The sequence below is a fragment of the Bradyrhizobium sp. B120 genome (assembly GCF_049075665.1).
Taxonomy (GTDB): Bacteria; Pseudomonadota; Alphaproteobacteria; order Rhizobiales; family Xanthobacteraceae; genus Bradyrhizobium.
Genome location: NZ_CP185242.1, coordinates 7,725,569 through 7,743,272 on the forward strand (window position 1 = coordinate 7,725,569; position 17,704 = coordinate 7,743,272).

Consider the following 17,704-nt stretch of genomic DNA (forward strand, 5'->3'; position numbering starts at 1 on the left):
GCGCGATCTCAGCACACAAACAGAAACGCTCCCGCACCAGGTGCGGGAGCGTTTCTTGGTTTCTTAGTTCAGAACCGACTATCGCAGATTACCGCAGAAGCGCTGGATGCGCTTGCAGGCATCCTCGAGATCCGAGGTCTTGGTGGCGTAGGAGATGCGGAACGCGGGTCCGAGGCCGAACGCCGACCCCTGCACGACCGCGACCCCTTCGCTCTCGAGCAGCTCGGTGACGAACGCCTCGTCGTTGTCGATCACCTTGCCCGAAGGCGCCTTCTTGCCGATCGTGCCGGCGCAGGACGGATAAACGTAGAACGCACCTTCCGGCCGCGGGCACTCGATGCCGTTCGCCTGGTTGAGCATCGACACCACGAGGTCGCGGCGTTCCTTGAACACCTTGTTGTTCGCGGCGATGAAGTCCTGCGGACCGTTGAGCGCCTCGACCGACGCCCACTGCGCGATCGACGACGGGTTCGAGGTCGACTGCGACTGGATCGTCGCCATCGCCTTGATCAGCTGCGCCGGGCCGCCGGCATAGCCGATGCGCCAGCCGGTCATGCAGTAGGCCTTCGACACGCCGTTCACGGTCAGCGTGCGATCGTAGAGGCTCGGCTCGACCTGCGCCGCGGTGGTGAAGACGAAGTCGTCATAGACGAGGTGCTCGTACATGTCGTCGGTCATCACCCAGACATGCGGATGCCTGACCAGCACGTCGGTGATCGCCTTGAGCTCGCTCCGAGTATAGGCCGAGCCGGTCGGGTTCGACGGCGAGCACAGGATCACCCACTTGGTCTTCGGCGTGATCGCCTTCTCGAGATCTTCCGGGCGCAGCTTGAAGCCGGTCGAGGCCGGGCAAACCACCGGCACCGACTCGCCGCCGGCGAGCGCGACCATCTCGGGATAGCTGACCCAATACGGCGCCGGGATGATCACCTCGTCGCCCGGATTGATGGTCGCCATCAGCGCATTATAGAGCACCTGCTTGCCGCCGGTGCCGACGATGATCTGGTTCGGCTTGTAGCTCAGGCCGTTCTCGCGCGAGAACTTGTTGATGATGGCTTCCTTGAGCTCCGGAATGCCGCTGACATCGGTGTACTTGGTCTTGCCGGCCTCGATCGCGTGGATCGCAGCCAGCTTGATGTTGGCGGGCGTGTCGAAGTCAGGCTCGCCGGCGCCGAGGCCGATGACGTTGCGGCCCGCGGCTTTCAGCGCGCGTGCTTTGTCCGTGACCGCGATCGTCGCGGACGGCTTCACACGGTCGAGCGCAGCGGACAGGAAGGCCATTATCATCTCCTGGCAAACGTCGTGAGCCGTTGGGCCACGACTTGATTTGAATGGGATCGCGGCACCCTAGGCCTGTCGCCGCTGCATCGCAAGAAGCTTGGCGGTTAAGCACGAAAACTTTCCGGCATGGCTCGCAGCATGCGCAATTTTCCGCAAGTTCCGGCCCCAAATGACTCATATCCGGCAAGCGCAGCTGTGGCCGCTCCAGCCTTGCCGGCAAGGGCTGCGACCGCGTGCGCCGGCGCGGATTGCTCCGAGGACAATTGCCGTGCGGCGCGTGCCAGATGGTGTCGACGGAAGGCGGTCTCGTGCGGCCGCCGACGGACAGTCGCGCGATCGGGATGGCGCGTTAACGTTTGTGAATTGCCGCGCGCCGGCCAAGGTATCAACGGCATCGACCGGCACCGTGCAAAGCGTCGCGCAGCCGTGATCCGAGTTGTTCTGCCGTGTTGATGGAATCGTTCTGCACGCGTGCAGTGCGGTAGACGTTTCGACTTTTTCCACGTTCCAGGGCTTGCGACGCACCCCTGTCGGCATCATTGTTTAGCGGCATTGCGGTGTGACAGGCCGCGCAATTTTCAAGCGTACCGTCTCAGACCAAGTGAACCTGACGCACCGAGTGAACACCGACGCAATGTACAAGCTCTATTCGATGCAACGCTCCGGCAACAGCTACAAGGTCCGGCTGGCGCTTGCGGTGCTGAACACGCCATACCAGGCGATCGAGATCGACATCCTGCGCGGCGAGAGCCGCACCCCGGACTTCCTGGCCAAGAATCCGAGCGGCCAGGTGCCGTTGCTCGAGGTTGCCGAAGGCCGCCATCTCGCCGAGTCCAACGCCATCCTCTGGTATGTCGCGATCGGCACGCCGCTGGCGCCGGAGTCGCGGATCGAGCGCGCCGAGGCGCTGCAATGGATGTTCTTCGAACAGCACGCGCTGGAGCCGAATATCGGCGCGGCCTATTTCTGGCTGTCGCTGGTCAAGGGCGGGCGCGACCTGCAGACGCACGCGCTCGAGGACTGGATGGAGCGCGGCTACGCGGCGCTGCAGGTGATGGAAAATCACCTCAAGGGGCACGCCTTTTTCGCGGCCGAACAGTTCACGGTCGCCGACATCGCGCTCTACGGCTACACCCACGTCGCGGACCGCTGCGACTTCGACCTGGCGACCTTCCCGTCGATCCGCGCCTGGCTGAAACGGGTCGAGCAGACCCCCGGATTTGTCTCGATGGATTGGCGGCCTGATGCGGGGGCCGAGCCCCCGGCCCGCCTTGTGGCAGGCGTTTGAACAACGGGTCTGAATTCCGGGAATAGCAGGGAAACTGCCCAAATAACGGGCAAAACCCTCGCCGAGGCCGCATTTTCGCCGTTTTCGAGGGACCCAGCCGCCGCAATGTTGCCGGTGACGCTGGGCAGATTCGCTCGGATGTCGCGAGTGATTCGCTCGCGGCCTGAGGGATTTACACCATGAAACGGTGGTCCGGCACGGCAGGCTTCCATGGCCGCCCTGCCCCAGTGGCATCATCCCGCCTGACCAACGCGATCGCCGCGTTGCTCGCGCTTGGCGCACTGACGCTGTGCCTGGTCGTCGCCGTGACGCTGCTGGCGAGCAACATCGGCATGGCGACATCGATCCCGGCGTAATCCAGCATTTTCCATTTGGCACGTTATCCGCGGCAAGGCGCGGGAGAGACAGCGGCGCGACATGATGAAGACCCCCGTGGGACTTGTGACTGTGACGCTGTCGGCGGCGATCCTGCTTGCGGCCTCGCTCCTGATCGTGACCGGCACGCAGGGCGAAAACCGCGCGCACCCGGCGCATGTGACGACGCCGGCCGCCAAGCCGGCCCCGCACCGCTAGCACGAACGCGCTAGCTCCATTTGTGGAAGATGAAGAACGCGCCGGCGGCGATGAAGGCAAATCCGAGCGCGTGATTCCAGCCCAGCGGCTCCTTCAGATACAGCACCGAGAAGCCGGCGAACACGACCAGCGTGATCACCTCCTGCATGGTTTTGAGCTGCGCCGCGCTATAGACCGCGCTGCCCCAGCGATTGGCCGGCACCGCCAGCCAGTATTCGAAGAAGGCGATGCCCCAGCTCACCATGATGACAAGGGGGAGCGAATGATCCTTGAACTTGAGATGGCCGTACCAGGCGAAGGTCATGAAGACGTTCGAGGCAAACAGCATCAGGATCGGCAGCAGCGAAGGCGAAATGGCGGGCATCGATGTCCTCTTTCAAGCAAAGCACGCGGTAACCCGCAGGCCCGGAACCGGGTTCCATGCCGATCTGCATATCATTTGATTTGAAAGCAGCGAAAGCTGGTTCGGCCCCTGCAAGGCCGGCTTAACGGTCGGGGCGAAAATCCCGGCGCCGTTGAGGAGCTGTCGTCAAACTACCGCTTTATCGTTCGTTTGACAGATAGCGAGAACGCGCATGCGGCTTGATTGGCGTGCAATTTCAGGTCCGGCCCTGACGGCGATCACGGCGCTCGCCGCCTTCCTGATCGACCGTCTCCTTGTCGCCGTCCCCAATCCGGCGCCGCTGTTCGTCTGCATCGTGGCGCTCGCCAGCTCGATCAGCGGCATCGCCTCCGGGCTCACGTCCGCCGCGATCGCGGTGGCCGCCTCGGCGCTGTTCTTCCTCGATCATCGCGCGCTGCCCGGCTACGACACCGCCGACGTCGCGCGGATGCTGATGCTGGCCGCGACCGCGGCCGGCACAGCCCTGATCACCGGAATGCTGCGGCAGAAATGGATCGACGCCTTCGCCGCGGACCAGCAGCATCACGCCACCTCGGCGCGGCTCGCCGCCGCGCTCGACCAGGTCGACATCGGCATCGTGCTGCTCGACGCCGACACCCGCGCCGAATTCATCAACCGCGCCTTCCGCGAATATTTCGCGCTCTCCGACGCGCAGGCCGACAGCAAGCCGCCCTTCGTCGCGCTGATGTATCATGGCCGCGACACCGGCGCCTACGAATTGGCGGAAGACGAGCTGGGCGCGTTCATCGCCGAGCGCATCGCGATGATGCGATCAGGCGATTCCACGCCGATCAACCTCAATCTTGCCGATGGCCAGGTGCTGCGCTTCAGCTGCACGGCGCTGCCCGACGGCGGCCGCATGCTGAGCTATACGCCGGTGACCGATCTCGTGCGGCACACCGACGATCCGGCCAGGGCCGACGAATATCGCGCACAGCGCGCCGGGCGCGAACGCCATCTGGCGCGGCTGCTGCGCGCCGCCGAGTGAGGCAGCGACCACGTCGGCAATTGATCCCACGCGAGAGCGACGGTAGAACGGTCGCGAGCGGTGCGCAGACATCGTGCAACGCGGGATCATCCAAGGTTCGCTCATGTCCGACGACGTCACCATCCGCTTCGTCACGCGCGACGATTACGCCCAGTGGCTTCCTCTATGGGACGGCTACAACGCCTTCTATGAACGGTCCGGACCGACCGCGCTCGCGCCCGAGATCACCGCGATGACGTGGCAGCGCTTCTTCGATGCCTACGAGCCGATGCATGCGCTGGTCGCCGACGCCGGCGGCACGCTGCTCGGGCTGACGCATTATCTGCTTCACCGCTCGACCACGGCGATCGCGCCAACCTGCTATCTACAGGATCTCTTCACCAGTGAGGCCGCGCGCGGCAAGGGCGTCGGCCGCGCCTTGATCAACGGCGTCTATGCGCAGGCGAAACTCGTCGGATCGCCGCGCGTCTACTGGCAGACGCATGAGACCAACCACACCGCGATGCAGCTTTATGACAAGGTCGCGGACAGACCCGGCTTCGTGATCTATCGCAAGATCATCTGAGCGCGCCTGCGCGGCCTGTGGATGGAATGGAGATGTCACCGGCGCGTTACAAAGCCCGGCTAGGCTTCCGCTCGCGTAAGATCAGGCCCCCCGTCTCAGATCTCGCGCCCCGAGCGGTCCCCGTCAGTCGCCGCGTCTGACCGGGACCGCTTTTTTTGCGACATTGCTGTGCGCGATAGGTGCCATGCGTGATCGGCGGTAGGGCGGCACCTTGCCGCGCCGCGGCGCGATTGTCACAATGCGCCGCATCCCTCGCCTATCCCACAGGATTGTCTCATGGAAATTCGTAATCTCGGCGGCTCCGGCCTCCGCGTGTCCGCGGTCGGCATCGGCTGCAACAATTTCGGCCAGCGCACCGATCTGGAAACCTCGCGCAAGGTGATCCACAAGGCGATCGATCTCGGCATCACCCTGTTCGACACCGCCGACATCTATGCGGGCATGGGCGGCTCGGAGACCGTGCTCGGCACCGTGCTGGGCGATCGCCGCAAGGACATCGTGCTCGCGACCAAATTCTCCAAGCCGATGGCGACCGACGGCACCAAACAGGGCGCCTCGCGGCGCTACATCATGTCCGCGGTCGAAGCGAGCCTCACCCGCCTGAAGACCGACTACATCGATCTCTACCAGCAGCACGATTATGATCCGCTGACCCCGATCGACGAGACGCTGCGCGCGCTCGACGATCTCGTGCGCCAGGGCAAGGTTCGCTACATCGGCAACTCCAACTTCCCGGCATGGCGGATCGCGGAGGCGGAATACGTCGCGCGCGAGCTGAACGTGAATCGCTTCGTGTCCTGCCAGGACGAATACAGCCTCGTGGTGCGCGGCATCGAGAAGGACCTGTTGCCGGCGGCGCAGCAATACAATCTCGGCCTGCTGCCGTTCTTCCCACTCGCCAGCGGTCTTCTGACCGGCAAGTACCAGCGCGGCACTGCTGCGCCCGCCGATACCCGCTTCGCCAAGGCACCGGCCCTGAAGGATCGCTACGTCACGCCGCGCAACGAGGATATCGTCGAGCAGCTGCAGGCCTTTGCACAGGAGCGCGGCCACACCATGCTGGAGCTCGCCTTCTCCTGGCTCGCCGCCCGCCCGCAAGTCGCAAGCGTCATCGCCGGCGCGACGCGTCCCGAGCAGATCGAGCAGAACGTGAAAGCGATCAGCTGGAAGCTGAGTGCGGAGGAGATGGCGGAGATCGATCGGATTACGAAGTAGTCCTCGCTGTCGTCCCTGCGAAAGCAGGGACCCATAACCACAAATGTTTGGGGGTGATGCTGCGCTGGGGCCCCAGCGCGCTCCAGCAACTCGTAACGGTGGTTATGGGTCCCGGCTCGCGCTTCGCTTGGCCGGGACGACAGCGTGGTTGGGACACACGCTTTAAGTAACCAACCCCTTCATCGGCTTCACCGGAGCGCTGTCCGGGAACACGGCATCGGCCAGCACGCGCTCGCCGAGGCCGAACTGGTCGTGCAGCACGCCCTTGATCACGGCGCGCAGGTCGGTGGTCGGGGCGAGGTCGCGGGCCTGGTAGAGATTGGCCTGCTTCAGCCCCGGCCAATCGGTGATCATCCGGCCGCCGTTCACCGCGCCGCCGGCGAGCAGCGCGATGGTGCCGGTGCCGTGGTCGGTGCCCTCGGTGCCGTTGATGCGCGCGGTGCGGCCGAACTCGGTGGCGACCACGATCACGGTGTCGCGCCAACGCGCACCTAAGCCGCTCTGGAATTCCGCGAGCGCGCCGTCGAGACCGCCGAGCAGTTGCGCGAGCCGGCCAACCGGGCCGCCTTCGTTGGCATGGGTATCCCAGCCATCGAAAGCGAGCGCGCCGATCCGCGGGCCGTCATCCGCCGCCATCAGCTTGGCGGCGCCGCGCGCCACCAGCCGCATCGCCGCGACGCCGCCACCGCCGGGCTGCGGCTTCATCTCGTTGCCCTGCGCCTGCTTCTCGAGCTGCAAGCCTTGCGTCAGCGCGCTCGCCAGCGTCGGATCGCGGTGCTGGTAGAGATCGAGCAGCCGCATCGCGGTGTCGTCGGCGGCCTGTGGCAGCGCGGTCGGCGCCCAGCCGACGGTCGGCGCCGCGCCGCGCAGCACCAGCGGCGTGGTCGGACCGACCGCGAGCGCGCTCGTCACCCGCTCGCCCTTCGGCAATGCCTCCAGCGCGCGATTGAGCCAGCCGGACTGCACCCGGCCAGGACCGGGGAAACCGCTCTCCAGCACATCCTGGCCGTCGAAATGCGAGCGATCGCGATAGGAGGTCGCGACCGCATGAACCACCGCGGCCTGCTTGGCGCGATACATCCGCGCGAATTCCGGCATCGCCGGGTGCAGGCCGAAGAACGGATCGAGCATCACCGCCGCGTTGGGCCCATCGGCCTTCAGCGCGATCGCGCCGTGCAGGCCGGCATAATCGGGGTCGCCGATCGGGGCTACGGTGGCAAGGCCATCGAGCGCACCACGCAGGATGATGGTGACGAAGCGCGGATCGCGGCCGTCGGCCGCCCGCGCGAATTTCGGCAAATAGGCCCAGGCGGCAAAGGAGGCGCCGCCGAGCAGCAGCGCGCGCCGCGACGTCGCCTGCATCATCAGGCTCTCGGAGCAATCCATGATCATCTCCTCTGGAATTCCGGCGACATCAGCAGCAGCGCCAGCGCCTGCTGCCGCGATTCCGCACGCTCGATGGTGCGCCGCGTCTCGACCGACGCAGCATCCGCCGCGATCAATTCGAGCAGGTCGCGCGGATCGAACCGATCGGCGAGCTGGGAGCCGAGCTGCGCCGAGATGTCGAGCCTGAGCTTGATGCCTTCAGGCGCGGCCCAGGCTGCGGCGGTATCCGGAAAACCGTTCGGCCCGGCCGGCGACCACAGCGGCTGGCCGAGCAAATTAAGACCATTGAGATAGCGGCCCGGGTCCTCCGGATTGCGCGCCAGCAGCCGGCCGGAGGCGAGCAGGAATTCGTAAGGCGAGCGCATTTTCGTCAGTGGCGCCTGCCACGCCTCGTTCGACTGAACGAGCGCGGTGGCCAGCGCCCTGAGATCGCCGTCGGTCCTGGTGAAGGTGTCCTGCAGCTTCGCCACCAGCGCCGGCGGCGGATCGTCGGCAACGAAATGACGGGCGAACTTGCTCGCGATGAATTTCGCGGTCGAGGGATGCCGCGCGATATCCGACAGCACCGCCTCGCCCTGCGCGAGACCGGCCTGCGCGTAGGTCTTGCCCAGCACCTGCTGCGGCCCGGGCTGATGCGCATTGGCGTTGAACACGAAGCTGCCGGGCGCACCGAGCTGGCCGCGGCGGCCGGCAAAGGTCCAGCCGGTGATGACGCGCGCCAGCGCCGTCACGTCGTCCTGGGTATAGCCGCCGCCGACGCCGAGCGTATGCAGCTCCATGATTTCGCGCGCGAGGTTTTCATTCAGGCCGCGATTGCGGTTGATGCCGGCGCGCGACTCCGGCCCGAGCGATTGCTGGTTGTCGAGGAAGAACAGCATCGCCGGATGCTGCTCGACAGTCTTCAGCATGTCACCGAAGCGGCCGAGCACATGCGGGCGGATCGCCTCGCGTTCGAACGAGCCGGCCCACATCCGCGCCAGCGCGCCCTTGTTGGCGGAGATGCAGAAGTGGTTGGACCAGAACACCACGAGCCGCTCGACGAAACCGCAATCGGCGACCACGCCACGTTGCAGCCGCGCCAGCGCCTCGGCGCGAAACGTCTTCTGGATGATGTTGAGCGGCTGCGCCGGCGGCTTGGGCGGACCGGCCACCGTCTGCATCGTCGGAGGCTGCATCGTCGCGGACGGCGTCATCGCCGCATTGGCGCTGTCGGCGGCCTGCGGCTGCATCGCCGGATCCTTTCCGGCGATCTCCTTGGCGGCCGTCGACAGCGACAGATTGCGCCGCTGTTGCCCCTTCGCGTCCTGCGGCGGCGTCTCGCTCGCGCCTTGCTGCGCGGCTTTCGCGGCGTTGCGCGCCTGCTGGATCTCGAACTGATAGTCGAACACCTGCTTGCCGAGCTCCGGCGTCGAGAGCAGGCCCGGCACTTCGAGCAGCGCGCTGTTCGGACGCGCCAGCTCCGCCAGCACGAAACCGCGTGGATCGGAGGCCGCGTTGATGAAGTCGCCGGCCGCCCCGCCGCGGGCGCCAAATCCAAACCGGTTGAGAGCAATCAGCGCGGCTTGCGAATCACGGGCCATCGGAATTCCCTTAACGGCCTATCCCGGCTATATCTGTTGCCCGGCATCATAGCGCGCTCCGGGATGAACCCGAGATTAATTCGCGCATTAAATCGCGGTTAGAATGGACCTCTCGTCACACGATCGTTCCGAACAAGCCTCACCGCGCCGGCTTGCCTGCGCGGCATGCGGCAGCGAATTTTCCTGCTCGCTCACAGGATCGTGCTGGTGTTCCGACGAGAGCTTCCGCCTGCCGATGCCGGCCGATAGCGGCGACTGCCTGTGCCCCACATGCCTGCGGAAACTCGCGGCACAGCAGATAGCGGCGGGCGCCAAGTGAACGCACCCTGGACCATCGACGCCGTCCTGCTCGACATGGACGGTACGCTGCTCGACACCGAGAAAGTCTACTTCGACAGCCTGGTCGCGGCGCTCAATGCATCCGGCTACACCGACGGCGCCGTCGCGCTGTGCCATTCCATGGTTGGGCTTCCCGGCCCGGTCTGCGAGGCGATGCTGCGCGATCGCTACGGCGCGGCGTTCCCGCTCGCCGAGGTCAATCGCGCCTTCATCGTCACCCGTGATCGCATGTTTGACGCCGGCCTGCCGCTCAAGCCCGGCACGCTCGCGCTGCTCGACGGCCTTGCCGCCGCCTACTGCCGGACCGCGATCGTGACCTCGTCATCCCGCCGCACGGCCGAGCGTCATCTCACGCTCGCCGGCATCCGCGATCGCTTCGACACGCTGCTGACGCTCGACGACGTGACGCACGGCAAGCCGGACCCGGAGCTCTATCTCAAGGCAGCCGCGCGGCTCGACGTGATGCCGGCGGCCTGCATCGCCGTGGAAGATTCCAACCACGGCGTCACGGCCGCCCACGCCGCCGGCGCCATCACGCTGATGGTGCCCGACATGGCGCCGCCGACCGACGAGACCCGCGCGAAATGCGCAGCCGTGCTGCCGGATCTCAATGCGGTGCTGGCGCTGCTGCAGGAGCGCGGCGCGCTCTAACCGTCATCCCTGCGAGTGCCGGCAACAGAGTTGCTTTGCCCTCAAAAGATGCTCACCAATGAACGGGGCTGTTTATGGCATGGATGAATGCTCGCACTTCCTCGATCACCATTACAATCCCTGTACAGAGCAGCACGAAACCTCCTACGACAGTCGCGATAAGCATCATCCTTTTACCCATGGGCGGGACGGCCTCATGATTCCCGCGCCTGCGCGCTATAAAAATCCACGCTTGGTCGATCAGCAGCACAAGTGCGATACTCGGCCCGAGAAAAATGAGTACGTACACCCAGACGGAAGGCGTCATGTCAACCAATCCTGGCAGTCGCGACCGCTAACTCTGGCGCATTTCAGTCGTATGGCAAACAGAGGTTGCGAAACCAATCGATATCCGACGACCTTTCGGCACGCTATCTTCACTGAATGTTAGTCAAGCGCACGAACGGAGGCTCACGGCGATCAGCACAGCATCCTTAGCTATGCTGGCAAGTCCACGTCCGGCCAAAGGCCGCCGTGCACTCCGATCGGAATCCATGTCCGTTTCGGAGCGAAGCGGACACGGCCTTTGTGGGTAAACGCCTAACCCCGCTTACGCCTCGGCTTCGTCGTCGCCGTCTCGATCAGCGTGCGCGCGGCCTCGCCCGCGGTTTCCATGTAGCTCGCGTCGCGATGCAGCAGCACGACGGCGAATGAACCGTCGAGCAGCAGCAGGATCTGCCGCGCCAATTTCAGCGGATCGGCAATGCCCTGCTCGGCGAAGGTCGCGCGCAGCCAGTCCTCGAACTTCTTCTTGTGCGCGGCGCCGATCCGGATCGCGGGATGGCCGGGCATGTTGGCAAGCTCGGCGGAGGTGCGCAGGAAGCCGCAGCCTTTCCATTTCGGATGCCGCGCCGAGCGCGCGAGGTTCTTGAAGATCGCCTCGACCTTCACCGGCACGCCGCCCTCGGCCTCCGCGAACCACTTTCGGAACAGCGCAAGGTTGGGCTGGTCGCGCGCGGCAAGATAGGCGGCGACGAGGTCGTCCTTGCTCTTGAAGTGATAATACAGCGTGCGCTTGGTGAGGCCGGCCTTGGCGGCGACCTCGTCGACGCTGACGCGGCGGATGCCTTCGCTGTAGAACAGCGAATTCGCCGCCTGGACGATGCGCTCGCGGGTGGGTTCTGAGGGTCTGGGCATCCGTCGTATGTATACTTACCAGTGAATATACACAAATTCCGCCAGCCTCTAGGTTCGGTCCCACGAACACCCATGCCGGAGACTGCGCCATGCCCGACCCCATCCTGCTCGCGATCGACGACGGGATCGCCCTGATCACCCTGAACCGCCCCGCGCAGCTCAACGCGCTCAATTACCAGCTGATCGACCAGCTGATGGCGGCGCTCGACCGCATCGAGGGCGACGCCCGTGTGCGCGCCGTCATCCTGACCGGCGCCGGCGAGCGGGCGTTCTCGGCGGGCGCCGACATCAAGGAATTTTCGGAAAGCGTCAAGCAGGGCGCCGCCGTCGCGGTGCGCGACTTCGTCCGCCGCGGCCAGGCCATGACCGCGCGGCTGGAGGCGTTCAAGAAGCCGGTCATCGCCGCGGTCAACGGGCTCGCCTTCGGCGGCGGCTGCGAGATCACCGAGGCCGTGCATCTCGCCATTGCCAGCGACCGCGCGCTGTTTGCAAAGCCCGAGATCAAGCTCGGCATGCCCCCGACCTTCGGCGGCACACAGCGGCTGCCGCGGCTGGCCGGACGCAAGCGCGGGCTCGAACTGTTATTGGCCGGCGATCCGTTCCCGCCCGAGCACGCACGCGAGATCGGGCTGATCAACCGGATCGTGCCGCACGATCAATTGCTGACCGCCGCGCGCGAGCTCGCCGGCCGCATCACCAGGCATTCGCTCGGTGCGGTGGCCGGCACCATCACCGCGGTGACGCGCGGGCTGAATATGCCGATTGCGGAAGGACTGCTGGTCGAGAGCGAGCAGTTCGCCGCGCTGGTGCCGAGCCGCGATCTCGCCGAGGGGCTCGCCGCGTGGAAGGAGCGGCGGCCGGCGAAGTATGTCGGGGCGTGACTGCGCTGGTCCCACATCCGTCATTGCGAGCCACCCGGTCGGCGCGAAGCGCCGCCGGATGACAGGCTCCGCGAAGCAATCCATCGACCCGCATGCGCGGAAAGATGGATTGCTTCGTCGCTTCGCTCCTCGCACTGACGGGAGCCGCGCCCTACCGCACCACCGCCGCGGTCTGCCCGAACAGCAGCTTGCGCTCTTCCTCGGTGCGGATCGCGGGCTGGCCGAAATTCGGGTTGACCTCCTTCGCCTTGGCATAGGCGCGCTCGGTCGCCGGGCGTTTGCCGATCGTCTCCAGCCAGCGCTTCAGATGCGGGAAGTCGTCGATCTCCTGGCCCTGGTTCTTGTACGGCACGACCCAGGGATAGCTCGCCATGTCGGCGATCGAATAGTCGCCGGCGATGAATTCGCGGTCGGCGAGCCGCTTGTTGAGCACACCGTACAGCCGGTTGGTCTCGTTGACATAGCGATCGATCGCGTAAGGCAGCTTCTCGACCGCGTAGTTGCGGAAATGATGGTTCTGCCCGGCCATCGGTCCGAGCCCGCCCATCTGCCAGAAGGTCCACTGGATCGCGTCATAGCGGCCGTAGAGATCCTCGGGCAGGAATGTTCCGGTCTTCTCGGCGAGATAGAGCAGGATCGCGCCGGATTCGAACAGGGAGATCGGCTTGCCGCCGCCCTTCGGCGCGTGATCGACGATGGCCGGGATGCGGTTGTTCGGCGCGACCTGCAGGAAATCAGCCTTGAACTGATCGCCCTTGCCGATGTTCACCGGGAAGACCTTGTATTCCAGGCCGGTCTCTTCGAGGAACATCGTGATCTTGTGACCGTTCGGCGTGGACCAGTAGTGGAGATCAATCATGGGCGTGATCCTGCATTTCCGGGGATTGCTGACGCATCACGAGAAAGATGCGAATGCATGAACTTGCGCGCATAACCGCATCCAAGTCAATGGCGCGCGCATTGCACCGCGCGCGAATGTGATCTGCAAACGACGCAAGCGCGCGATTGAGCCGCGCCCCGATTGCTCCTAGGCTCCGTACGGTTCGTATTGAAAATTTTTCAGAACATTGGAGATTGTGATGACGCGGGATTTGGCACGGCGTGATTTCCTGAAAGGCACGGCGGCGATCGCCGGCGCGGCGGCCGCGGGCGCATTTTCCTGCGTCGAGATCGCGAGCGCGGCACCGATCGCGGTGCCGACCGTCGATAAGCTGTCGATCCGCGTGCTGGTCGATTCCAGCTTCGACCTGTTCCTGCGGCCGAAGCAGGCGCACGGCGTCTCGATCGCGCCGGCGGCACGCGGCGCCGATTTCCGCAAATCGCTGCACAATGAATGGGGCCTGTCGTTGTGGCTGGAATCGGAGGCCGCAGGCAGCCAGCGCACCCTGATGCTGGATTACGGCTACACGCCCGAGGTGCTGCTCAACAACATGGAGCTCGTCGGCGTCGACCCGGCGAAGCTCGACGCGCTGATCGTGAGTCACGGCCATTACGATCATTTCGGCGGCCTCAACGGCTTCCTCGACAAATTTCGCGACAAGCTCCCGGCCGACGTGAAGCTCTATGCCGGCGGCGAGGATAATTTCTGCCACCGCGTCAACGCGACGCCGACCAAGGGCCAGTTCACCGATTTCGGCACGCTGGATCGCCGCCAACTCGCAGCCCAACGCGTCACCACGGTGCTGTGCGAGACGCCGACCGTAATCGCCGGCCACGCGTTCACGACGGGCAAGATCACCCGCCGCAGCATCGAGCGCGTGCTGCCGCAGACCTGGGTCGAGTTCGGCATCAAGGACGGGCTCGGCTGCAACGCCAGCCACTATCTGCCGGCCGAGCTGGACGGCAAGATCGTGCCCGACGAGCACATCCACGAGCACGCCACCTGCTTCAACGTGAAGGATTTCGGCCTGGTCGTGATCTCGTCCTGCGGCCATGTCGGCATCGTCAATTCGGTAAAGCAGGCGCAGGAGGTCTCGGGCATCCAGAAGGTGCACGCGATCGTCGGCGGCTTCCATCTCGGACCGGCGCCGAAGGACTACCTCACCGAGGTGGTGGCCGAGATCAAGAAACTCGACCCCGACGTGCTGATCCCGATGCATTGCTCCGGGCTCAACTTCGTGCAGGAGGCGACCGCGCAGATGGGCGACAAGGTGCTGGTCACGACGACCGGCAGCCGCCTCTCCTTCGGCATATGATCGCGCCGATCCTCCGCGCCATTGCATGCGCCGGCGCCGGCCTGTGGCTGACGTTGGCGTCCGCACTGGCCGGCGATGCGCCACAGCAATCGACGCGCTCGGCCGCCGAGATCATGGACATCCTGATGTGGAACAGGGAGCCGGTCGGCGGCCCGTTCGCGCTGACCGATCAGGCCGGCCATGCGCGTACCGACGCTGATTTCCGCGGCAAGCTGATGCTGGTCTATTTCGGCTTCACCTACTGCCCCGACGTCTGCCCGACCGATCTGCAGGCGATCGCGCTCGCCCTCGACAAGCTCGGCCCTGACGGCGATCAGGTGCAGCCGATCTTCATCACGGTCGATCCCGAGCGCGACAGCGCTGCGCATCTCGCGGAGTACGTGCCGCTGTTTCACCCAAGGCTGATCGGGCTGACCGGCAGCTTTGATGCGATCCGCAAGGTCGCCGATGCCTACAAGGTCTACTATGCCCGCGTGCCGCTCAAGGACGCCGGCGACTACACGGTCGACCACACCGCCTACATCTATCTGATGGACCGCGACGGCAATTATCTCGGGTTCTTCCCGCCGGGCACGTCGGCCGACCGCATGGTCGAAATCATCCGGCCACGGCTCGCCGCGCCGGCGCGCTGATGACGCGCTCGGCGGCGCCTCAATGCATCCGCCCATGCGCGCGCAGAAATGTCTCGCCGGTTTCCGTCACCATCACCCGCATGCCCTCGATCGAGGGACGGCGGGCGACATAGCCGCGGTCGACCGCGTCTTCCCAGATCGTCAGCCGCGGGCATGAGGTGCGCCAGACCTCGAGCACCTCGGCATAGGGCCGCGGCTCGCGCGCGACCCATTCCACGAGATCGAGCACCAGGGCGTCTGAGGTCTCAGTCATGTGGTCCTCGCCGGGGTCAGCAGGGATTGTCGTCTGCAATATTTCTGCGCTGCTTGGCCTCTGCCGGCAAACTGAGTTATCTTGCCCTTGCATCAGTTTTCCTGAGGGTTCATGCGGCGGCTGCTCTTTCTCAACGGCATCAAGGCGTTCGAGGCCGCGGCGCGGACCGGCAGCTTCGCCGCCGCAGGCAGCGAGCTCAACGTCTCGGCCGCCGCGATCAGCCGGATGGTGCATCTCCTGGAAGAGCGGCTTGGCGTCGCGCTGTTCGAGCGCAAAGCCAATCGCCTCGTCACCACACCGGCCGGCCGCGCCTATCAAGGCGGGCTGACGCCGATCTTCGACGCGCTGGCGAGCCTCACCGCGCAAGTCACGGCGTCCGCGAGCGCGCGCGTGCTGACGGTCGGCGTCGGCCCGACGTTTGCGATGAAATGGATGATCCCGCACCTCGCCGAGTTCCGCAAAGCCGAGCCCGACATCGAGGTGCGGATCACGACCGGCGGCATGGCGGTGCCGTTCGCCGACGACTGGAGCTGCGGGATCCAGCTCGGTGACGGCCAGTGGCCGGGGCTCGTCGCCGAGCCGCTGTTCGCCGCCGACCTGATGCCGGTATGCACCGCGCGGCTCGCCAACACCCTCAAGCGTCCCGCCGACCTGAAAGGGCCGAGTCTGATCCGCGTCGCGCATTCGCCCGACGACTGGCCGTCCTGGCTGAAGGCCGCGGGCGTGCCGCGCCTGACGGCGCGCGGGCCCGAATTCCAGTTTTACGGCCAGGCGCTGCAGGCAGCGAGCGACGGACTCGGGATCGCGATGGGCATCCGGCCGTATATCGATGACGATCTCGCCGCCGGCCGGCTGGTGGCGCCATTTGCGCTCAGCGTGCCTAAGGGCATGCGCTGGTATCTGGTCTATCGCGGCTTCCACACCGAGCAACGCGATTTCGCCGCGTTCCGGCGCTGGATCATCCGCGCCGCCGCGGAACCAGCCGCCCGCCGCAAGGGAGCGCGCAATGCCTGACGAGACCATCGACACGCTGGTGATCGGCGGCGGCCAGGCCGGGCTCACCATTAGCCACCGGCTGAAGCAGCGCGGCATTGCCCATCTGGTGCTGGAGCGGCGACGGATCGCCGAGCGCTGGCGCAGCGAACGCTGGGACGGCCTGATGTTCCAGTTTCCGAACTGGTCGGTGCGGCTGCCGGAGTTTGCGTTTCCGCACAGCGATCCCGACGGCTTCTCGGACACCGCATCCATCATCGCCTTCATCGAGGACTACGCCGCCTTCGTCGCGCCGCCGATCCGCTGCGGCGTCGAAGTGACTAAACTGCGCCGCGACGCCGACGGCTTCCTCGCCGAGATTGCCGGCGGCAGCGTCGCCGCCCGCAACGTCGTCGTCGCCACCGGCCCCTACCAGCGGCCGCTGCGGCCCGACATGCTGCGCGAGCGCCCCGGCCTGTTTCAGGTTCACGCCAGCGATTACAAGAATCCCGCGCAATTGCCTGACGGTGCGGTGCTGGTGATCGGTGCCGGCGCCTCGGGCGCGCAGATCACCGACGAGTTGGTGCGCGCCGGCCGCAAGGTCTTCCTCTCGGTCGGGCGTCACAACCGCCTGCCGCGCCGCTATCGCGGCCGCGACCTGATCTGGTGGCTGGCCGAGATGGGCGTCGACCAGACGTCGGTCGAGCAGCGCGGCCCGTCACGCCTGCTGCCGGTGATCTCGGGCGCCCATGGCGGCCACACCATCGATTTCCGCCGCTTCGCCGCCGATGGCGTGACACTGCTCGGCCGCGTGACGGCGGCGCGCGACGGCGTGCTCGAGATCGCACCCGATCTCGCCACCGACATCGCCAATGGCGACGCCTACTACGCGACATTTCTCGGGATCGTCGACGATTTCGTCGCGGCGCGCGGCCTCGAGCATCCCGACGATCCCTTGGCGCGCGTCCGCCTGCCCGATCCGCCGGCCCTCACTGCGCCGCTGCGCACCATCGATCTGGGCACGGAGCGGATCAGCAGCGTGATCTGGGCCACCGGCTATGGGCTCGATCTGAACTGGATCGACATACCGGTGCTGGACGCCGATGGAGCACCACGACACCGCCACGGCGTCTCCGACGTGCCGGGCCTGTATTTTCTCGGCCTGCAATGGCTGTCGAAGATGAAATCCTCGTTCCTGTCAGGCGTCGGCGACGACGCGGCCGTGCTCGCCGATCACATCGCCGCCCGCGGCTAGCGCGTCGGTACGGTTCGCCGGAAGAAACCGCGTCAAAACAAAATGATGGAACTCCTTTGCCCCGTCGGAAA

The 17,704-nt window shown here is 65.7% G+C and carries 20 protein-coding genes; 12 read left to right on the forward strand and 8 right to left on the reverse strand.

Annotation, left to right across the window (positions count from 1 at the left end):
* Nucleotides 1-78 precede the first annotated feature (78 nt).
* Nucleotides 79-1,281: a pyridoxal phosphate-dependent aminotransferase gene (locus tag ACOIX3_RS35985; RefSeq protein WP_420966764.1), complete on the reverse strand. Its 1,203-nt coding sequence runs from the start codon at nt 1,279-1,281 to the stop codon at nt 79-81.
* A gap of 634 nt (nt 1,282-1,915) precedes the next feature.
* On the opposite strand from ACOIX3_RS35985, the gene ACOIX3_RS35990 reads away from it, so the two are divergent.
* The 3 genes from ACOIX3_RS35990 to ACOIX3_RS36000 all read left to right on the forward strand — a co-directional run bounded on the left by ACOIX3_RS35990 (nt 1,916) and on the right by ACOIX3_RS36000 (nt 3,142).
* The gene (locus tag ACOIX3_RS35990; protein WP_420971878.1) at nt 1,916-2,569 is read left to right on the forward strand and encodes a glutathione S-transferase family protein; all 654 of its coding nucleotides are present in this window, start codon (nt 1,916-1,918) and stop codon (nt 2,567-2,569) included.
* A gap of 179 nt (nt 2,570-2,748) precedes the next feature.
* Complete coding sequence (locus tag ACOIX3_RS35995; protein ID WP_420966765.1) at nt 2,749-2,925, forward strand: hypothetical protein; 177 nt, start codon at nt 2,749-2,751, stop codon at nt 2,923-2,925.
* A gap of 76 nt (nt 2,926-3,001) precedes the next feature.
* Nucleotides 3,002-3,142: a hypothetical protein gene (locus ACOIX3_RS36000; RefSeq protein ID WP_420966766.1), complete on the forward strand. Its 141-nt coding sequence runs from the start codon at nt 3,002-3,004 to the stop codon at nt 3,140-3,142.
* Between the two features lie 10 nt (nt 3,143-3,152).
* Here the strand turns inward: ACOIX3_RS36000 and ACOIX3_RS36005 are convergent, their stop codons facing one another.
* Nucleotides 3,153-3,506 (reverse strand): DMT family protein, encoded by a 354-nt coding sequence (locus ACOIX3_RS36005; RefSeq protein ID WP_212016991.1) that lies wholly within the window; start codon nt 3,504-3,506, stop codon nt 3,153-3,155.
* A 211-nt stretch (nt 3,507-3,717) separates the two neighbouring features.
* Between ACOIX3_RS36005 and ACOIX3_RS36010 the strand changes: the two genes are divergently transcribed.
* From ACOIX3_RS36010 to ACOIX3_RS36020, 3 genes are all read left to right on the forward strand, one after another.
* Nucleotides 3,718-4,533 carry a PAS-domain containing protein gene (locus tag ACOIX3_RS36010; RefSeq protein ID WP_420966767.1) on the forward strand — a complete coding sequence of 272 codons (816 nt, stop codon included), beginning with the start codon at nt 3,718-3,720 and terminating at the stop codon, nt 4,531-4,533.
* Between the two features lie 103 nt (nt 4,534-4,636).
* Nucleotides 4,637-5,098 carry a GNAT family N-acetyltransferase gene (locus ACOIX3_RS36015; RefSeq protein WP_420966768.1) on the forward strand — a complete coding sequence of 154 codons (462 nt, stop codon included), beginning with the start codon at nt 4,637-4,639 and terminating at the stop codon, nt 5,096-5,098.
* A 276-nt stretch (nt 5,099-5,374) separates the two neighbouring features.
* Nucleotides 5,375-6,313, forward strand: a complete 939-nt coding sequence (locus ACOIX3_RS36020) for an aldo/keto reductase (RefSeq protein ID WP_420966769.1) — start codon at nt 5,375-5,377, stop codon at nt 6,311-6,313.
* 162 nt (nt 6,314-6,475) lie between these two features.
* Here the strand turns inward: ACOIX3_RS36020 and ACOIX3_RS36025 are convergent, their stop codons facing one another.
* Complete coding sequence (locus ACOIX3_RS36025) at nt 6,476-7,705, reverse strand: DUF1501 domain-containing protein (protein WP_420966770.1); 1,230 nt, start codon at nt 7,703-7,705, stop codon at nt 6,476-6,478.
* Nucleotides 7,702-9,279 carry a DUF1800 family protein gene (locus ACOIX3_RS36030; protein WP_420966771.1) on the reverse strand — a complete coding sequence of 526 codons (1,578 nt, stop codon included), beginning with the start codon at nt 9,277-9,279 and terminating at the stop codon, nt 7,702-7,704. The genes ACOIX3_RS36025 and ACOIX3_RS36030 overlap by 4 nt, the downstream gene beginning before the upstream one ends.
* Before the next feature lie 315 nt (nt 9,280-9,594).
* On the opposite strand from ACOIX3_RS36030, the gene ACOIX3_RS36035 reads away from it, so the two are divergent.
* Entirely contained in the window at nt 9,595-10,269 is a 675-nt protein-coding gene (locus tag ACOIX3_RS36035) for an HAD family hydrolase (RefSeq protein WP_420966772.1), read from the forward strand.
* Between the two features lie 52 nt (nt 10,270-10,321).
* Here the strand turns inward: ACOIX3_RS36035 and ACOIX3_RS36040 are convergent, their stop codons facing one another.
* Together ACOIX3_RS36040 and ACOIX3_RS36045 are read right to left on the reverse strand one after the other, a co-directional pair.
* Complete coding sequence (locus ACOIX3_RS36040) at nt 10,322-10,576, reverse strand: hypothetical protein (RefSeq protein ID WP_420966773.1); 255 nt, start codon at nt 10,574-10,576, stop codon at nt 10,322-10,324.
* Nucleotides 10,577-10,848: 272 nt separating this feature from the next.
* A complete protein-coding gene (locus ACOIX3_RS36045) occupies nt 10,849-11,445 on the reverse strand; it encodes a TetR/AcrR family transcriptional regulator (RefSeq protein ID WP_420966774.1) in 597 nt (198 codons plus the stop codon).
* Between the two features lie 89 nt (nt 11,446-11,534).
* Here ACOIX3_RS36045 and ACOIX3_RS36050 point away from each other — a divergent pair, with 89 nt between their 5' ends.
* Complete coding sequence (locus ACOIX3_RS36050; protein WP_420966775.1) at nt 11,535-12,326, forward strand: crotonase/enoyl-CoA hydratase family protein; 792 nt, start codon at nt 11,535-11,537, stop codon at nt 12,324-12,326.
* A 151-nt stretch (nt 12,327-12,477) separates the two neighbouring features.
* Here ACOIX3_RS36050 and ACOIX3_RS36055 read toward each other — a convergent pair whose 3' ends face one another.
* Nucleotides 12,478-13,185, reverse strand: a complete 708-nt coding sequence (locus ACOIX3_RS36055; protein ID WP_420966776.1) for a glutathione binding-like protein — start codon at nt 13,183-13,185, stop codon at nt 12,478-12,480.
* Between the two features lie 220 nt (nt 13,186-13,405).
* Here ACOIX3_RS36055 and ACOIX3_RS36060 point away from each other — a divergent pair, with 220 nt between their 5' ends.
* Entirely contained in the window at nt 13,406-14,521 is a 1,116-nt protein-coding gene (locus ACOIX3_RS36060; RefSeq protein ID WP_420966777.1) for an MBL fold metallo-hydrolase, read from the forward strand.
* Nucleotides 14,518-15,153 carry an SCO family protein gene (locus ACOIX3_RS36065; protein ID WP_420966778.1) on the forward strand — a complete coding sequence of 212 codons (636 nt, stop codon included), beginning with the start codon at nt 14,518-14,520 and terminating at the stop codon, nt 15,151-15,153. The genes ACOIX3_RS36060 and ACOIX3_RS36065 overlap by 4 nt, the downstream gene beginning before the upstream one ends.
* 19 nt (nt 15,154-15,172) lie before the next feature.
* Here ACOIX3_RS36065 and ACOIX3_RS36070 read toward each other — a convergent pair whose 3' ends face one another.
* The gene (locus ACOIX3_RS36070) at nt 15,173-15,406 is read right to left on the reverse strand and encodes a hypothetical protein (protein WP_420966779.1); all 234 of its coding nucleotides are present in this window, start codon (nt 15,404-15,406) and stop codon (nt 15,173-15,175) included.
* 111 nt (nt 15,407-15,517) lie between these two features.
* Between ACOIX3_RS36070 and ACOIX3_RS36075 the strand changes: the two genes are divergently transcribed.
* A complete protein-coding gene (locus ACOIX3_RS36075; RefSeq protein WP_420966780.1) occupies nt 15,518-16,420 on the forward strand; it encodes a LysR substrate-binding domain-containing protein in 903 nt (300 codons plus the stop codon).
* Nucleotides 16,413-17,633 (forward strand): NAD(P)-binding domain-containing protein, encoded by a 1,221-nt coding sequence (locus tag ACOIX3_RS36080; RefSeq protein ID WP_420966781.1) that lies wholly within the window; start codon nt 16,413-16,415, stop codon nt 17,631-17,633. The genes ACOIX3_RS36075 and ACOIX3_RS36080 overlap by 8 nt, the downstream gene beginning before the upstream one ends.
* The last annotated feature ends 71 nt before the right edge of the window (nt 17,634-17,704 follow it).

What these genes read in the sequence shown, in the direction of transcription:
- ACOIX3_RS35985 (WP_420966764.1), bottom strand. Translation starts at nt 1,281, where the DNA reads ATGGCCTTCCTGTCCGCTGCGCTCGACCGTGTGAAGCCGTCCGCGACG.
- ACOIX3_RS35990 (WP_420971878.1), top strand. Translation starts at nt 1,916, where the DNA reads ATGTACAAGCTCTATTCGATGCAACGCTCCGGCAACAGCTACAAGGTC.
- ACOIX3_RS35995 (WP_420966765.1), top strand. Translation starts at nt 2,749, where the DNA reads ATGAAACGGTGGTCCGGCACGGCAGGCTTCCATGGCCGCCCTGCCCCA.
- ACOIX3_RS36005 (WP_212016991.1), bottom strand. Translation starts at nt 3,506, where the DNA reads ATGCCCGCCATTTCGCCTTCGCTGCTGCCGATCCTGATGCTGTTTGCC.
- ACOIX3_RS36010 (WP_420966767.1), top strand. Translation starts at nt 3,718, where the DNA reads ATGCGGCTTGATTGGCGTGCAATTTCAGGTCCGGCCCTGACGGCGATC.
- ACOIX3_RS36015 (WP_420966768.1), top strand. Translation starts at nt 4,637, where the DNA reads ATGTCCGACGACGTCACCATCCGCTTCGTCACGCGCGACGATTACGCC.
- ACOIX3_RS36020 (WP_420966769.1), top strand. Translation starts at nt 5,375, where the DNA reads ATGGAAATTCGTAATCTCGGCGGCTCCGGCCTCCGCGTGTCCGCGGTC.
- ACOIX3_RS36025 (WP_420966770.1), bottom strand. Translation starts at nt 7,705, where the DNA reads ATGATCATGGATTGCTCCGAGAGCCTGATGATGCAGGCGACGTCGCGG.
- ACOIX3_RS36030 (WP_420966771.1), bottom strand. Translation starts at nt 9,279, where the DNA reads ATGGCCCGTGATTCGCAAGCCGCGCTGATTGCTCTCAACCGGTTTGGA.
- ACOIX3_RS36040 (WP_420966773.1), bottom strand. Translation starts at nt 10,576, where the DNA reads ATGACGCCTTCCGTCTGGGTGTACGTACTCATTTTTCTCGGGCCGAGT.
- ACOIX3_RS36045 (WP_420966774.1), bottom strand. Translation starts at nt 11,445, where the DNA reads ATGCCCAGACCCTCAGAACCCACCCGCGAGCGCATCGTCCAGGCGGCG.
- ACOIX3_RS36050 (WP_420966775.1), top strand. Translation starts at nt 11,535, where the DNA reads ATGCCCGACCCCATCCTGCTCGCGATCGACGACGGGATCGCCCTGATC.
- ACOIX3_RS36055 (WP_420966776.1), bottom strand. Translation starts at nt 13,185, where the DNA reads ATGATTGATCTCCACTACTGGTCCACGCCGAACGGTCACAAGATCACG.
- ACOIX3_RS36060 (WP_420966777.1), top strand. Translation starts at nt 13,406, where the DNA reads ATGACGCGGGATTTGGCACGGCGTGATTTCCTGAAAGGCACGGCGGCG.
- ACOIX3_RS36065 (WP_420966778.1), top strand. Translation starts at nt 14,518, where the DNA reads ATGATCGCGCCGATCCTCCGCGCCATTGCATGCGCCGGCGCCGGCCTG.
- ACOIX3_RS36070 (WP_420966779.1), bottom strand. Translation starts at nt 15,406, where the DNA reads ATGACTGAGACCTCAGACGCCCTGGTGCTCGATCTCGTGGAATGGGTC.
- ACOIX3_RS36075 (WP_420966780.1), top strand. Translation starts at nt 15,518, where the DNA reads ATGCGGCGGCTGCTCTTTCTCAACGGCATCAAGGCGTTCGAGGCCGCG.
- ACOIX3_RS36080 (WP_420966781.1), top strand. Translation starts at nt 16,413, where the DNA reads ATGCCTGACGAGACCATCGACACGCTGGTGATCGGCGGCGGCCAGGCC.